We start from the raw sequence: 16,203 nt of genomic DNA, 5'->3' as shown, positions 1-16,203 counted from the left end.
AGAACCGATGAAACGAATCAACAACCTGATACTGGCGCTCGCGGGACTCTTCGCGGTCGCGTGCGCCGACACCTTCGAGGAGCGTTACGACCTGGCCGTCAATACGGACCGGTATTCGGTCACGGCCGAGGCCGGCAAACTCCCCGTCACGGTCTACTGCTCGGGGGCGTGGACCGCTCAACTCACCGCCGAGTCGGCGTGGGCGACGCTCGACCGCACGGCCGGCAGCGGCATCACGACCATCCGCCTCAATTACGCCGACAACCCCGGACTGACCCGTTCGGTCGGGGTCGTGCTGCGCGGCTCGGGGCTTGAAAAGACCGTCACCGTGGTTCAGAAGGCGGGAATCACCGCCCCCGAACTGATCTTCCTTTCGAAGGACCTCGCCTTCGCCAACGGCGCCTACAAGGGCACGGCGGCTTTCGAAACCAACCTGCCCGACGAGCTTCTCCGCGATGTCGTGCCCGCGGTGACCTATGCCGCGGAGGGCGACGCGTGGATTTCCGATGTCGTCTACCATGCCGACGACGCGGAGGCGGGCGAGACCGAAATTCCGCTGGCCCGCCGGGGGCTGATCACCTTCGCCACGGCTGCCAACGCCACGGGAGAACCCCGCACGGCGACGGTCGGCTTCTCGGTGACGGATGCCGACGGCAATGTTTTCGGCGACTCGTTCACCGTGACGCAGAGCGCCGACGAGGCCCGCATCACGCTCGCCGACGACGTGGCTCCCATCGAGGGCGGCCGGCGCGCCGTGGCCTTCTCGACCAATCTCGGGGCGCTGCTTGCGGAGATGAAGGTCGAAGTCACGTACGCCGATCCGGCTGTCGCGGACTTTATCTCCGATGTCGAACTCGGCGCCGGGGAGCTGACCTACGCGATTACGGCGAACGAGGGCGTGGAGAAGCGTTATGCGACGATCACGGTCTCCTGCGCCGACCTTGCGGGCGGTGTGGTTTCAGCCTCTTCGAACATCACGCAGCGGGTGACGGCCCAGCCGCGCGAAGTGTCGTCCGCCGATCTGCGGGCGCTCTTCACGGCCGAGGACAAATCCTACGCCAGCGACGAGGACCATATCGACTACCTGCTGTGCCGCGTCATCGGCGACGCCGGGAACCCGAACATGGATCAGAACCTCAATACGGGTCCCAACAGCATCACCACCGACGAGAACGACTGTACGAACTACGTGCAGAGCCTGGACGGCCGCTACGGCTTCCGCCTGAAGTTCGCCGCCCCGGCCGACAACGTCTGCCTGCGCGGGGAGCAGGTGAAGATTCTGCTCGACGGCGTGACCCTTTCGCGCGAAAGCGACCCGATGCGCTACACGCTGCGCGGCCTGAAGGCCGGGAACATCGAAAAGGCGGCTGAAGCCTCCGCCTTGGAGCCCAAGGCGCGGACCATCGCGACGCTCACCGACGACGACATCTACACCTACTGCGCGCTTTCGGGGCTGGAGTTCTCCGTCAAGGAGGGCGCCTATACCAATGTCCGCGAGTACGACGCCATCGGCAATCCCTGCAATGCGAACCTCTCGTTCGCCGGCGGCACGCAGGCCCAGAAGGCCAAGGACGGCGCGGCCAATCTGCTCTACGACGGGGACAACGACGCGATCTACATGCTCGTGAACATGAACTGCGGCTGGCGCCGCACGGGACGGAGCGTGCCGCAGGGCGTCGGCACGGTCAGCGGCATCGTGGTCCACACGCCGATGGAACGCTGGGGCGGCAACGTGGGCCGTTATTCGATCCGGCCCTTCGACGAGGCGGACATCGACATCCCGCGCGCCGCGGCGTCGGCCTATGCGACGCTCGTCGAGTGGCGGCTGGACAAGGCCGTGATTTCGGTCGGCGCCTACAAGTGGAACGACAACGGAACCTACACGGTCGGCTCGGCGGCCAATTCGGCCACGCAGCTCGTCCAGAACCGGATGCACGCCACGACCGACAACACGGGCGGCGGGGCGCGGCTTTACAGCGAGAACCGCATGCTCAATCAGACGGTTACCGCCGACCGTTCGTACCCCATCGCCATCGTTCACGGCTACCGCGGACTGAACGTCTCGAACTACGTGCCGGGCGACGGCACGACGATGGGCATGTCGAAATACACGATGCTGGGTTTCCTCGGCAACGTTGCCGGCTGGTACGAGTGGAACGGCGATACATGGACCGGTAAGACCAACGGCATCGTGATGGAGTTCTCGACGGCGGGCGTCGGCGGCTCGGCCGCTGCGGTCAGCTTCTCGACCGCCGCGGGCAAGCACAGCACCAACGAAGCCGCCTGCTCGTGGACCAACGCCAGCTCATACCCCGTTTACTGGAAGGTGGAGTACGCCACCTCGGCCGACGGGGCGACGTGGAGCGACTACACCGAAGCTGTCAACGCCGCCACCGGGGAGCGCGGTTTCGAGATGCGTTCGCTGCCGTGGTGCATCAACAACAGCTCGACGCGCACGTCGGTCTTCGACACGGCCAACCGGTCGGGCGTCTACACCCAGTCCGACTTCGGTTTCGGTCTGGTGCCCTACCGCTTCGTGCTGCCCGCCGAGGTGCTCGGCAAGGCGAAGGTGCGGGTGCGCATCAGCCCTTCGTCCGACGTCATCGCGACGTGGAATCCCGGCATCGACGGCTATGCTCTGGGCCAGACGCACCGCAACCTGCGCATAGCGCGGACCTATCCGTTCGACATCGCCAACGGCGTCTATGTCGAGGACCTTTCGATCCAATACAAATAGTGCCGAACCATGAAACACCTGCTGAAATACCTGCTCGCCGCCGCGGCCCTTCTCCTTTGGGGACAGGCTGCGGCCGCCGGGCCGTTCGGACAGCTCCGCGGGCTGTGCGAACCCGGAAAGTCGGTCTTGCTGACCGCCCCGACGGTGGTCGAAGGCATCGTCGTCAGCGATTACCGCAGCCCCAACATGGAGCTGAATCCCAACCTGAACTACTATTCGGTCGATCTGGAGGAGAACGACCGCACGGTCTATGTCGAGGCCGCCGACGGCAGCTGCGGCATCCGCCTGCGTTTCGACGAGGCGAGTGAAAACCGGCTCGCCCGTTACGACCGCGTGCGCCTCGATCTCAACGGCTGCCGCCTCACGCGCACGGCCGCGCCCGACTGCATGACGCTGACGGGCGTGCAGGCGCTCAACGTCCTCTCGGTCGCGCCCGGCACGGCCGCGGATCTTCCCGTGAAGGAGCGGAGCGTCGCGACGCTCACCGACGACGATCTCTATACCTTCGTGACGCTGCGCGATGCGGAGTTCGTCTTCAAGGAGGGTTCCTACACCAACATCTGGGAGCCTTACGCCCAATCCTGCGGTGAACTCCACCACTACAAATACGACATCAACAACCGTATGGACGGCTGGGCGTCGCTCGTCCGCGACTCGGAAGGCGGTGCGATCTACATGCTGGTCAACACCCTTTGTGCATGGCGCCGCGCCGGCAAACCCCTGCCGCAGGGCATGGGGCCGCTCTCGGGCGTGGTGGTCCATACGCCGATGCGCCGTTACGGCGGCGACATGGGGCGCTACTCGATCCGCCCGCTCGACGAGGGCGGCATCGGCGTCAGCCGCAAGCGCAACTCCCCGTGGAAACGTCTCACGGGGTGGCTGCTCGACGGTTCGGCTGGCGCGTCGCTCGAATTCGAACTGCTCGGCTACCAAAACCTCGGAACCGAGGGCCGGAAGGGCGACCGGGTGCTCAACGACGCCGGAAGTTCGCGCGGTTATCTTTGGACCGACTGCGGCGCTTTCGTGCACGTCGACGGCGACTACAACGCCCTCGGGACGCAGAACAAGGGATGGGTCGGCAACGGTGCGGTGGTTTTCAAGGCTCCCGTGCCCGACTGGTACAAGTGGGACAACATGGGGCGCATGGTCGGTTCGAACGCCTTCTACATCGCCTTCTCGACCAAAAAAGCCCGCGGCACGGCCCTGCAACTCGCCTTCGAGTGGGGCGCAGGCAACCAGGACGGCAACTTCTCGTGGAATTTCCCGCTGGAGTGGAAGGCCGAATATGCGGTCGACGGCGGCGAGTTCCAGCCCCTTCGTGACGCCGCCACGGGCCGTGAGACCTTCGTGCTGCGTTCGCTGCCCTGGTGGGACAAGGTGATCGACGGCTCGGGCCATGCCGACCGCCTGCGCACGCCCTACGACTGCGGCATGGGTCTCCAGCAGCGCATTTTCCGTCTGCCCGCCGAGGCCTTCGGCCGTGAAGAGGTCGTCGTGCGCCTCTCGCCCGCCTCGGGCCTGTTGTCGCAGATTCGCGGCAATCCCTCCGCCGACGTGCTGATCCCGACCTCGGTGGTCCGTAAAAACAGCAAACAAACCACCGTCATCCGCTTCGGCACGATCACGGTCGATTACAAATAACCCCAAAACAGAACCTGAACATGAAATCCTGCAAGATATTACGCTACGGCGCGGTGTGCGGCCTGGCGGCCCTGGCGGCCGTCGGCTGCTCGGTCGATGACGCCGAAACCATCCGCGTGCGCGAACTCACGGCCGCCGAGCACGAACTTTTCGTTCCGGCGTCGGGCGGAACCGCCCAGATACAGCTTTATTCCAACGGCCGGGTCCGGGTCGAGGCGCTCAGCGACATCGGAGGCTGGGCTTCGGTCGACCGGTCGGAATTCGACGGCGACCGGATGGTTTCGGTCACCTTTACGGAGAACGATTCGTTCCGCCGCATGGCCAAGCTGCGCTTCGTGCTCGACGGGGGCACACGGGCCGACACGGTCTGCATCAAGCAGTACGGCGTGGTTCCGTCGCTCGAATGTCCGGCTCCCTACAAGGCGATCCGCGGCAGCGTCGAGACCTTCACCCAGTTCGAGATCGACACCAACATCCCGCTCGGGGACTTCGCTGTCGCGACTGCCTACGTCGGTCCGACCAGAGACTGGATTCGCAGCGTGCAGCCCGAGCAGGGCATGCTGGTCGTCGACACGAAACCCAACCCGGGCGAAGACGTCTGCAAGGCGGTCGTCAACCTGAGCTACGTCGACGGCTGGGAGGAGACCTTCTCGGCCAACCTCTACATCACGCAGGCCGACAAGGACGACGAGTTCGGCCGCGAGGTGTCGTTCGCCGACGTGCGGGCGCTGGCGACGGCCGAAGGCACGGCCGTCGACGAGGATATTCTGATCGAAGGCATCGTCGTCAGCGACTTCCACAGCAAGAACATGGAGGCCAACCCCAGCGTTTCGTACGACAAGGTCGACGTGACGGTCAACGACTGCACGGCCTACCTCGAAAGCCCCGACGGCCGCTACGGCTTCCGCCTGCGCTTCGACACGCCGGAGGACAACGTGCTGGCGCGCGGCACGCGCCTCTCGCTCTCGCTCAGCGGCACGGTCCTCACGCGCGAGGAGAATCCCGAACGCTACACGATCAGCAGCCTGGTCGGCGAAAATATGGTCGAAAGCGTTGCCGGAGAGGCGATTCCCGTCAAGCAGCGCCGGATTTCGGAACTGACCGACGACGACGTCTACACCTTCGTCTCGCTCGAAAACACCGAATTCCTGTTCAAGGAGGGCAGCTATGCCAACGTTTACGAAAATTACAGCCTTTCGTCCGATGTCAACGCCTCGCAGACGGGCAACAACAACCGCATGGACGGCTGGGCGTCGCTGCTGATGGACGACGCGGGAAATTCGATCTACGCACCGGTCAACATGCTCTGCCTCTGGCGGCGTTCGGGCCAGGGCGTCCCGCAGGGGACGGGCACGACCCACGGCATCGTGGTGCACAACGAATTGCCGCGCTACGGCAACGTGGGGCGCTACCAGATCCGCGTGCTCGACGAGTCGGGCTTCGGCATGGAATGGGCCGGGGAGTCGGCCTATACGGAGTTTGCCGAATGGGACGGCAACCCTCACAAATACTCGTTCGGGACCTATGCCAAGTTCAACAGCCGGTATGCCTATAACCGGCTGGAGTCGATCACGCCGTCGGACGACATCTCGTCGGGCAAGACCGTGCCGAATGCCGAACTGTTCTGCGAAAACCACGTCGAAACCACTGCTGCCGAAGCCTGGCCCATTGCAGGAACGGGCAATTACAACAATCCGGAGGTCGGTTCGCTCGGAACGTCGCTCACCTGCAAAGCCTATTTCGTCAAGGCCGGCGTGAAGGGCTGGTATCGCTGGGAAGGGAACGAAGTGGTGGGTTACAACGGCCTGCGCATGGAGTTTTCGACCGCCTCGCTCAACGGCTCGCACATGCTCCTCGGCTTCTCGTTCGCCGCGGGGACCATTTCGGCCACCACCTCGAAAACCTATCCGGCGCACTGGTGCGTGGAGTATTCCGTCGACGGGGGACAGAGCTATACGCTCTGCCCGAGCGCCGCCACGGGCGCCGACTACGTGCACCTGCGTTCGCTGCCGTGGTGGGACGCTTCGCTGGCCGGAAACCGCTACAACACCTGTTCCTCGGCGGGTATCGGACTGACCGACCATCTCTTCCGCCTCCCCGCGGAGGTCTTCGGCCGGGAGCGGGTGATGGTCCGCATACGCCCCTACGACAAGGTGATGACCGTGCTGCCGCTCGTCTGGAACGGCGACACGGAAACCGCCGAGATCAGCGCCGCCACGACCTACGACAACCAATTGCGGTGGGGCGTCATCACCCTGCGTTACCGGTAGCGCCATGCTTGCGATCCGTCATACGGTATGTGTCCTGCTCGTCCTTCCGCTGCTCCTCGGGGGCTGCGGCGGGGACGGTGCGGACGACGGGGACAAACCCCGTCCGCCTGCGGGCGGCGGGGTGATCCTGCGGCTGAAGGTGGCTGCCGGGGAGTCCGGAATGCGTTGGGACTGGTCCGGGGAGCCGCGTGCATTGGTCAACGGCGTGGCCCGCACGGTGGGCTTCGACGCCGACGGAGTGCCGGTCGTGGGCGCCGATGTCTCTGCGGACGGTCTTTATACGGTTCATTTCCCGGCCGATGCTTACAGCCGCGCGAAGCGGGCCTTCGTGCTGCCTCCCGCGCAGTTTCCGGTTTCGGGCGGCAGCCTGCAGGCCGCCGCATGCCCGATGTACGGCACGGTCCGGACCACGGGCGATGCGGCCGACGTGACGCTCTCGCCGCTGTGCGGCGTCGTGCGGATTCCGCTCGCGGGCGATGCGCACATCGCTTCGGTTCGCGTCGAGGATCGCTCCGGAGGGGCCGTTTCAGGCCTGTTTCCGTTCGATCCGGCGACGCCGGAGATTGTCCGGAACGGCAATTTCGGGAACCTGCCGTGGGTGGTGCTCGACTGTGCCGGGACGGGCGGCGGGGTTCGGCCCGCGGCCTCCGGAACGGAGTTCTGCGTGGCGGTTCCCGCAGGCGATTACGCGTCGGGCCTCTCCGTCCGCGTCACCGACTGCGCCCACCGCTCGGCGACCTGGGACATTCCCGGTCCGTGCGCCGTCGCGGCGGGCGGGGGGAAGACCCTTGCGCCGCTGAATTACGCTCCCGGCGAAGACCTGCTCTTCGCCGAGCATTTCGACAACTGCGTCTGGGGGTGCGACTATGCTGCGGAAACGGGCGGTTACGGTGTCGGGGCTGGCAGTTCCGTGCCGTCGCCGGCCACATCGGCGGGGACCGAGGCGGCCTATGTCGCCAAAGGGGCCGGAACGCCCGGCAGCGCGCTTTTCGAGACCTCGGACTATAACTCCGCGCCTGCCGCAAGCGCGACGCTCGCCGTGCGCCGCGACTACCTGCGCAACCGCGGACTCTACGACTGGCAGCGGCTCTTCTACGCCGCGGAATATCGCGGCTGCCTGTGCGGTGGCGACGTCGGCGGTTACGGCAACCGGGGCATTCTGGTGACGCCCCGCATGGCCGCCGCCGGCGAACCGTGCTGCGCCGAACTGTCGTTCCGCATCTGCCTCGAACGGGGCATGGAGAGCGATGTGGCCTGCATGGCCGAGTCGGGCGTGCTGCTGGGGTGCGAGGTCGACGGCATGCCGGTCGATGTCGATGTCGCGACGGGGACCGACATTTCGCAGTCGGTGCAGGGCGTCACCCGTACGGCCGTCCTGCTGCGCGCCGCGAAGCTGACGTCCGGCGTGTGGCACCAGGTGCGGATGTCGTTCGGGGCCGTGGCTGCCGGAAGTGCGTTCCGCTTCATGCCCACGGTGATCCGCGACGTCAAAAACTGCTTCTGGATCGACGACGTGGAGGTTCGCCGCACGGGCCGCTACGCCCATGCGGGCGATTGCGTCACGGTCGAACCCACGACCGAACGCGCCGCCGCGGGTGAAGATGTCTCGCGCCTGCGTCTGCGTCCGAGCGCCGTGCTCTCGATGGCCAACGAGACGACCTACACCGTCACGCCGGGTTACGGCATGACGTGGATCAGCCCCAGCCTCTCGTCCGACGAGTCGGTCTGGACGCGGGACATCGCCTTCGCCGAAAAGCAGCTTGCCGCCAACGACTGCAAGGTGTGGTGCATCCACCTGCCCTACGGATCGACGACCGCCGCGCGCAACCGCGATCTCTGCGCCGCGGGCGCCGACCGTGCCGCCTCGGTGGCCTTCTTCACGCGGGCGATCCGCGCCGTCGCACCCCTGAAGCCGAAAAACGTGCTGGTCCACTGCAACCAGACCCTCGTCTTCGGCGACGGCAGTTCGGCCGCGAGCCTCGCACTGTCGCTGCACGAGTTGCAGACGGTCGCCGACGAGATCGGGGCGCACGTCTGTGTCGAGAACATGTCCTACGGCGTGGGCGCCGATGCCGCGGTGCTCGCCGCGGCCGTCGACGAGGCCAATGCGCTGGGCAGCCACCGGCACGAAGTCCGCATCGCTTTCGACACGGGCCACGCCAACCTCTATCTCACGCGCGAACAGCCCGGAAAGACCGTCGTCGACTGGCTCCGTACCGCCGGTGCGCGCATCGGCCAGCTGCACATTCACGGCAACCGCGGCTGGAACGGACGGATCAACGACGACCACCTGATGCCGGGCTACGCCGGGCGGTTGGGCTATGCCGACGCCATCGGGCGGGCGGGGCTGTGGGGCGAGTTCTACCATACGCTGCTTGCCGAATGCCGCTACCGGGGTCCCTTCACCTACGAGATTTCCACCCGCACGTTCGGCACGGTCGCGGGGGAGGAGCGCAGCGACAACGTTTCGGCTCCGTGGACCATTGCGCATAACTACGACACTTACCTGTATCCCGCCTTCCGGGAGTACGCCAACCGAAAATGAACGCCATGAAAAAACTGATTTGTCTGCTGCTGATGCTCTGTGCGGGCACGGCGGCCTTCGCGTGGGGCGGGCGTGAACACCGCCTGATCGCCTATATCGCCGAAGCGCACCTCACGCCCCGCACCCGGCAGGTGCTCGATCGTTACCTCGATCAGTCGATCGTCGAGTATTCGACCTGGATGGACCGCTACCGCACGGCCCCCGGTTACGAGATCACGACCTACTGGCACATGGTCACCATCGACAAGGACGGCAGCGTGCCGCCCGAACCCCTGCGTCCCAACGGCGACGGCGACGCCGTGCGCCAGCTCACGCGCGCCATCGAACGGCTGCGCAACTACCGTGAACTCTCCGATTCGACGGTCAACGTCAATCTCAAGTACGTCATCCACCTCGTGGGCGAGATGCACTGCCCGGGGCACATCTATTTCGCCGATCTGCCGGGCGGCATGGACGCCCCGCGGCACTACGACTTCTTTCTCCTGAAATACAAGGGTAAGGAGGTGACCTACCACTGGGTTTGGGACGGTTCGGTTTCGCGCCAGTATCCCGACTGGACCGAGGAGGATTTCCGCCGCGAACTGGACAAGTGGCCCGCCGAAAAGCAGCGTGCCGTGGGCGAGGGCACACCTGCGGACTGGGCGCTGGAGTGCGCCCGCAGCTGCCGCGTGGTTTACGACTGGGCCAAGCCCGGCGACGACATCGACGAGGGTTTTCTGCGGGAACACGGCGCCCTGCCCGTCGACCAGGCCCTGCGCGGGGCATACCGGCTGGCGCGCGTCCTCAACGATTTGTTCGACAACTAAAACCTACCGATTATGAAACATACGATCCGAACGGCAATGGCCGCCCTGCTCTGCCTTGCCGCCGTCGCGGGCGTGCGGGCCGACGATTTCGCGGCGCTGCGGGCCGAGGCTGCGGGCCGCACGGTGCGGCTGGCTCCCGGTACGCAGCTCGAAGCCCTTGTCGTCAGCGACTACCGCTCGCAGAACATGGAGCTCAACCCCAATGTCTCCTGGGACAAGGTGGATCTCGGCGAGAATCTCCGCACGGCCTATGTCGAAAGCCCGGACGGCCGTTACGGCTTCAGGCTGCGTTTCGCCGGCATCTACGAAAACCGCCTCGAACGGGGCGACCGCGTGCGGCTCGACCTGGGCGGCTGTTCGCTGACCGGGGAGACGGACCCCGAACGCTACACGGTCGACGGTCTGTGCACCGCGAACGTCGAGGTGCTCGAACGCGGCGTCGCACTGCCCGCGAAGGAGCGGCGCATCGCCGACCTGAAGGACGAGGACCTCTATACCTATGTGACGCTTGCCGGAACGGAGTTTTTGAGCAAGCAGGGATGCTATGCGAACGTATTCGAATCGTGCGTCCAGCGGTCGCGGCTCAACGCCTTCGATCAGCCGTCGCGCCGCACCGACGGGTGGGCGTCGCTGCTCAAGGATGCCGACAACGGTTCGATTTACATGCTCGTCAATACCAAATGCGCGTGGCGGCGCGACGGCCGCGGCGTTCCGCACGGCGTCGGAGCCGTCTCGGGCGTCTTGGTCCATACTCCGATGCGTCGTTACGGAGGCGACATGGGACGTTATGCGATCCGTCCGCTCGACGAGCGCGACATCGCCATTCCGCGCGATACGGCCTCCTCCTATGTCGTGGTCGCCGAGTGGAACTGGGACCGCAATTACGACGGCGCCATCCGCTTCGAGAAGCAGGGCTACACGCCCCGCTCCCCGAAGTCGGGCGTCGCGGGCGACCGTGTCCTTCCCGACGCGGGCGAGGGGTTTCTCTCGACGACCTCCGGGGCCAGGATGCGGCTCGATACGGAGTACGACACGCGCTATGCGCAGGACGGCGACGGCAAGGCCATGCGCGTCAACGCCGCCCTGCGGCTCGATTCCGACACCCGCGACTGGTTCCGGTTCGACAACCGCGGCCGCATGAGCGGTGCGGAAGCCATCGTCGTCGAGACTTCGACCGAAGGCGTCGAGGGGCGCGGCCTCTCGTTCGATTTCTCGTTCCTTGCGGGCAACCACGACATCAACCGTTCGTGGGGTTATCCCGTGGAGTGGAAGGTCGAATATTCGGCCGACGGGCTGCCGTTCATAGATGCCGGACGTATTTTCGTACTGCGGCCGGTCGTTTACAACGATGCCGTGATCAAAGACCTCGGCCTGCGCCGCCTTTCGTACGACGCCGCGTTGGGATTCACCGAGTACAGCGTGCCGCTCCCGGTTTCGCTGCTCGGGCGCAAACGGCTCACCGTGCGGTTGACGCCCGCTTCGGCCGTCATGGCCACGATTCCCGAGAATCCGGCCGACGACTCGGCCGGCGGGGTCGTCACGGCCGATTTCCGCCAGCCCTTCGTGCTGCGGCTGGGGCGGGTGGCCGTCCGGGCGCTCCGATGACGAAAAAGCCCGCTGCTCACGCAGCGGGCTTTTTTTATGAACGGGACTTTACAGCGCTTCGGCGACGACGTAGGTGCTGCCGCCGATAAAGATCATGTCCTCGGGGGCGGCCAGCTCTTTGGCCCGGGCCACGGCGGCCGTCACCTCTTCCACCGCCTCGCCGCGGAGTCCGTAGATTGCGGCTTTCGCGGTCAGTTCGGCGGCCGGGAGGGCGCGCTCGGAGTGGGCCTGCGTGAAGATGTAGTGGGCGTCGCGCGGCAGCAGGGGCAGGATGTGCGCCAGATCCTTGTCGCGTACGAAGCCGATCACGCAGTAGAGTTCCCGGTGGGGCGTGGCTTTCAGCTGGTCGGCGACGTAGGCGATGCCGTGGGCGTTGTGGCCCGTGTCGCAGACCGTGAGCGGCGATTCAGCCAGCGTCTGCCAGCGTCCCATCAGGGCCGTGTTGGCCGCGGCGCAGCGCATGCCTTCGAGATAGGCGCGGCGCGAAATGGTGAGCGGCGTCTCCTCGTGCAGGAAGTCGACCGCCGCCGAGGCGGTCACGATGTTGCGGCTCTGGTAGTTGCCCTGCAGGTCGAGCGACACGTCGAACGCCCTTCCGTCGCGCGAGCGGTGGAGGCGGAAACTCTGGCCCGTGCCCTTCATGTGGTGTTCCTCGCACGAGAATTCCTGTTCGGCGTAGATCACCCGCGACTTGTTGGCCGCGGCGGCCTGTTCGATAACCCCGTTGTAACGCGCGTCGGCCTCGCCGATGATCACCGGGATGCTTTTTTTGATGATTCCGGCCTTTTCCGCGGCGATCTTCGGCAGCGTGTCGCCCAGCAGGGAGGTGTGTTCCAGTCCGATGTTGGTGATGACGCTCAATATCGGCACGATGATGTTCGTGGCGTCGAGCCGTCCCCCGAGTCCCGTTTCGATCACCGCCACCTCGACGTCGCTCTGGGCGAAGTAGTCGAAGGCCATTGCGGCGGTCATCTCGAAGAACGACAGTTCCAGTTCGACCATCTTGTCGTGGTGCTTGTCCACGAAGTTCACCACCTTCTGCTTGGGGATCATCTCGCCGTCGACGCGGATGCGTTCGCGGAAGTCCTGCAAGTGGGGCGAGGTGAACAGTCCCGTGCGGTATCCGGCCTGCTGGAGCACCGAGGCGATGATGTGCGCCACGGAGCCTTTGCCGTTGGTTCCGGCGACGTGGATCGTGAAGAAGTTGCGCTGGGGGTTTCCGATGTGGCGGCAGAATGCGGTGATGCGCTCCAATCCCGGTTTGTAAGCCGTCGCGCCCTGGGTTTCGAAGACGGGAAGCGACTGAAAGAGGAATTCGAGTGTCTGGGTGTAATTCATATCAGCAAGGGGTTTATTTGACGAGGTGGTTCCTGCGTTTGTAGCGGTAGGCCACGTAGTAGAGCACCGACAGCAGCAGGATGTATTCGGAGATGCGGGCCAGGCAGTCGCCGTAGCGGGTGTAGAAGGTGAGTTCCGAGTTGAGCGGGACCTCGGCGGTGATCACGCCGCGCTGCTCCCAGCCGAGCGTCTGGCCCACGTCGCCGCGGGCCGAGATGAAGCCCGATTTCCCGGTGTTGGCCGAGCGGGCGATGGCGCGGCGGTGTTCGACGGCCCGCAGGCGCGAGATCGAGAACAGGTGTTTGTAACCGGGCGTGTCGCCCCACCAGCCGTCGTTCGAAATGATGGCCATGAACTGCGCGCCGCGGCGCACGAATCCGCCGTAGAAGTCGCCGTAAAGCCCTTCGTAGCAGATCGCCGGTCCGGTTTTGACGCCGTTGTGCTCGAAAGCCGTGCCGTGCAGGCCCTTGCCGATCTGTCCGACCGTGCCGCCCAGGTCGATGACCAGGAATTTCATCGCGTCGAAGACCCACGTCGGGGTGTTTTCGACGCCGATCACCAGCCGGCCTTTGTGGTGCAGCTGCATGCGGCCCGCGGAGTCCAGCCCCACGGCCGTGTTGAAGCGGTCGTAATAGCCGTCGCCGAAGCGTTCCGGGCGGGCCGTCTCGGTCTGCGCCCCGGCCGGGTAGCGGCGAATGGTGCCGGCTCCGGTGATGAGCAGGGCTTCGGGATGCCGGCTGCGGAGCGAGTCGGTCAGCTCCTGCCAGAATGCGCCCGGTTCGCCCACCGAATAGAAATCGCTCAATCCGGGTTCCAGGTAGTCGCCCGGCACTGCGGTCTCGGGCAGCAGGATGAACTGCGCGCCGGCGGGGACCTCCGCCATGAGGTCCGCGATGTTGCGCTCCTGCCGCTGGGTGTCGCCGTGGAATTTGTCGTAACAGTCCACGTTGGGCTGGATGACGCTCACTCGTGCCGTCCCCTCGTCGGGCTGCTCCCAGCTCTGCCAGATGCACAGCGACGCGATCATCGGCAGTGCGACGGAGCAGGCTGCCGCCGCCCACCGGCGTGTGCTGCGGCGGGCTTGCAACGCTTCGAAAATCAGTATGTTGGAGAGCAACACCCACAGCGTGCCGCCGAAAACGCCCGTGTATTCGTACCACTGCACGGCCCAGACTTCGTGCGAGAAGCCGTTGCCCAGGATGAGCCACGGCCACGAGAAGTCGCCCACGGTGTACCAGTATTCCGTCGTGATCCACGCCGTGACGAGCGTGACGTAGGCCAACGCTTTGGGGGCTTTTTTCGAAACGGTGTGGAAGAGCATGAAGGCGATCATGTTCATCGTCGTCGAAGCGAGCGTGGCGGCCGGGGGGCCTACGGGCGTGGCGTACCAGATCCACCAGATCGTCAGGGCGTTCCACAGCACGAACGCGAGCGTCGCCCAGCCGAACATGCCCCACCACGAGCGGCGCGTGTCGTCGTACGACGCGCTCACCCACAGCAGCGGGACGAACCCGATCAGGAGCGTCATGCCCGTCATGCCGAGCCACCCCGGCGAGAGCAGGATGGCCGATAGGATTACCGCCGCGAATCTACGAAACATGAAATGAGATTTTTACGACGGCAAAAGTAGTCAAATGGGCGCAGATTTCAAAATATTTCATACTTTTGTAACGAAACTAACCAATCTGTCATACTAATGAAGAAATTGCTCATTTTACTGGCTGCCCTTGGAGGCATTCTCCTGTTTTCCGGTTGCGAATCGAAAGGATGGAAGACGGTCGACGGCGTGATCGTCTTCGATACGCCCGCGCGCGAACCGGGCCAGAAATCGGTGCTGGGACTCAAAACCGCGCCGATGGAGACGGTCCGTGTGGGCTTCATCGGGCTGGGTATGCGCGGTCCCGGGGCCGTGGAACGCTTCACGCACCTCGACGGCGTCGAGATCAAAGCCCTGTGCGACCTTTATCCCGAGCGCGTGGACAGCGCGCAGGCGATTCTCGTGCGTCGCGGATTTCCCGAGGCGGCTCCGTACAGCGGCGAGGAGGGCTGGAAACAGCTTTGCGAGCGTGACGACATCGACCTGGTGTACATCGTGACCCCGTGGCAGCTGCACGTCCCGATGGCCGTTTACGCCATGGAGCACGGCAAGCACGTCGCTGTCGAAGTTCCCGCCGCCACGTCGCTTGAAGAGTGCTGGCAACTGGTGAACACCGCCGAGAAGACGCAGCGGCACTGCATGATGCTCGAAAACTGCGTTTACGATTTCTTCGAGCTGACGACGCTCAACATGGCCCGGCAGGGACTGTTCGGGGACATTCTCCATGTCGAAGGTGCGTATATCCACGACCTCGACGCTTTCTGGGACTACTATCAGGACAGCTGGCGTCTGAAATTCAACCGGGATCACCGCGGCGACGTCTACGCCACGCACGGCCTCGGTCCCGCCTGCCAGCTGCTCGACATCCACCGCGGCGACAAGATGAACTGCCTGGTGGCGATGGACACCCGCTCGGTCAACGGGCTGAAACTCGCCCGCGAGAAGCTGGGCGCTGAAGAATTCGCCAACGCCGACCATACGACGACGCTGATCAAGACCGAGAAGGGCCGCACGATCCTGCTCGAACACAATGTCTACACGCCCCGTCCGTACAGCCGCATGTACCAGCTGACCGGCACGAAGGGATTCGCCAACAAATACCCCGTTCAGGGCTATGCCTTCAACCCCGACCAGCTTGCGGATTCGGGCGTGCCCGACCACGAGAACCTGAACGCCCACCGTTTCGTGTCGAAGGAGGTGCGTGAGGCGCTGATGGCGCGGTACAAAGACCCGATCGTCCTCGACATCGAGGCCAAGGCCCGCGAGGTCGGCGGTCACGGCGGCATGGACTTCATCATGGACTACCGGCTGGTCTATTGCCTGCAACATGGCCTGCCGCTAGATCAGGATGTCTACGATGCGGCCGAATGGTCGTGCATCGGCGCCCTTACGGCGATGTCGCTCGAACACAACAGCGTCCCGGTGGCCGTTCCCGACTTCACGCGCGGCGACTGGAACAAGACCGACGGTTACCGGCACGCGATGCTGGTGCAGTGATCCGGAGACCGTATGGACGAAAAGACGGCCCGGTCAACCGGGATTGACGCTGCGGGCGCAGGAATGTGAAAAGCGGCGGACCGATGATTCGGTTCGGTATTTGTAGGTAACGGAATATGCAGAAAAGAGTAAATGTCTTGTTTATAAGTATTTAATTCTCTTTTCCG

At 64.8% G+C, this 16,203-nt stretch carries 9 protein-coding genes; 7 read left to right on the top strand and 2 right to left on the bottom strand.

Annotation, left to right across the window (positions count from 1 at the left end):
* Window positions 1-7: 7 nt before the first annotated feature.
* From BHV64_RS09875 to BHV64_RS09850, 6 genes are read left to right on the top strand one after another with little or no spacing between them, the layout of a single operon-like run.
* Complete coding sequence (locus BHV64_RS09875) at window positions 8-2,737, top strand: BACON domain-containing protein (RefSeq protein WP_149886955.1); 2,730 nt, start codon at window positions 8-10, stop codon at window positions 2,735-2,737.
* A gap of 9 nt (window positions 2,738-2,746) precedes the next feature.
* On the top strand, window positions 2,747-4,378 hold the full coding sequence (locus BHV64_RS09870; protein ID WP_149886954.1) for a hypothetical protein: 1,632 nt from the start codon (window positions 2,747-2,749) through the stop codon (window positions 4,376-4,378).
* A gap of 20 nt (window positions 4,379-4,398) precedes the next feature.
* Window positions 4,399-6,648 carry a DUF5689 domain-containing protein gene (locus BHV64_RS09865; RefSeq protein WP_217727606.1) on the top strand — a complete coding sequence of 750 codons (2,250 nt, stop codon included), beginning with the start codon at window positions 4,399-4,401 and terminating at the stop codon, window positions 6,646-6,648.
* A 4-nt stretch (window positions 6,649-6,652) separates the two neighbouring features.
* Entirely contained in the window at window positions 6,653-9,193 is a 2,541-nt protein-coding gene (locus BHV64_RS09860) for a sugar phosphate isomerase/epimerase family protein (RefSeq protein WP_288115814.1), read from the top strand.
* Between the two features lie 5 nt (window positions 9,194-9,198).
* Window positions 9,199-9,999: a S1/P1 nuclease gene (locus BHV64_RS09855; RefSeq protein WP_044054214.1), complete on the top strand. Its 801-nt coding sequence runs from the start codon at window positions 9,199-9,201 to the stop codon at window positions 9,997-9,999.
* A 12-nt stretch (window positions 10,000-10,011) separates the two neighbouring features.
* On the top strand, window positions 10,012-11,604 hold the full coding sequence (locus BHV64_RS09850; protein WP_195285566.1) for a hypothetical protein: 1,593 nt from the start codon (window positions 10,012-10,014) through the stop codon (window positions 11,602-11,604).
* A 48-nt stretch (window positions 11,605-11,652) separates the two neighbouring features.
* Here BHV64_RS09850 and BHV64_RS09845 read toward each other — a convergent pair whose 3' ends face one another.
* Window positions 11,653-12,942: a bifunctional folylpolyglutamate synthase/dihydrofolate synthase gene (locus BHV64_RS09845; RefSeq protein WP_015546800.1), complete on the bottom strand. Its 1,290-nt coding sequence runs from the start codon at window positions 12,940-12,942 to the stop codon at window positions 11,653-11,655.
* A gap of 13 nt (window positions 12,943-12,955) precedes the next feature.
* A complete protein-coding gene (lnt, locus tag BHV64_RS09840) occupies window positions 12,956-14,542 on the bottom strand; it encodes an apolipoprotein N-acyltransferase (protein WP_044054211.1) in 1,587 nt (528 codons plus the stop codon).
* A 96-nt stretch (window positions 14,543-14,638) separates the two neighbouring features.
* Between lnt and BHV64_RS09835 the strand changes: the two genes are divergently transcribed.
* Window positions 14,639-16,036: a Gfo/Idh/MocA family protein gene (locus BHV64_RS09835; protein WP_015546798.1), complete on the top strand. Its 1,398-nt coding sequence runs from the start codon at window positions 14,639-14,641 to the stop codon at window positions 16,034-16,036.
* The last annotated feature ends 167 nt before the right edge of the window (window positions 16,037-16,203 follow it).

It is taken from the genome of Alistipes sp. 56_sp_Nov_56_25 (assembly GCF_001915285.1).
In the GTDB taxonomy this organism is placed as follows: Bacteria; Bacteroidota; Bacteroidia; order Bacteroidales; family Rikenellaceae; genus Alistipes; species Alistipes shahii.
The sequence above is the reverse complement of the archived record's forward strand: the minus strand, read 5'-3'. Positions and strand labels throughout refer to the sequence as shown.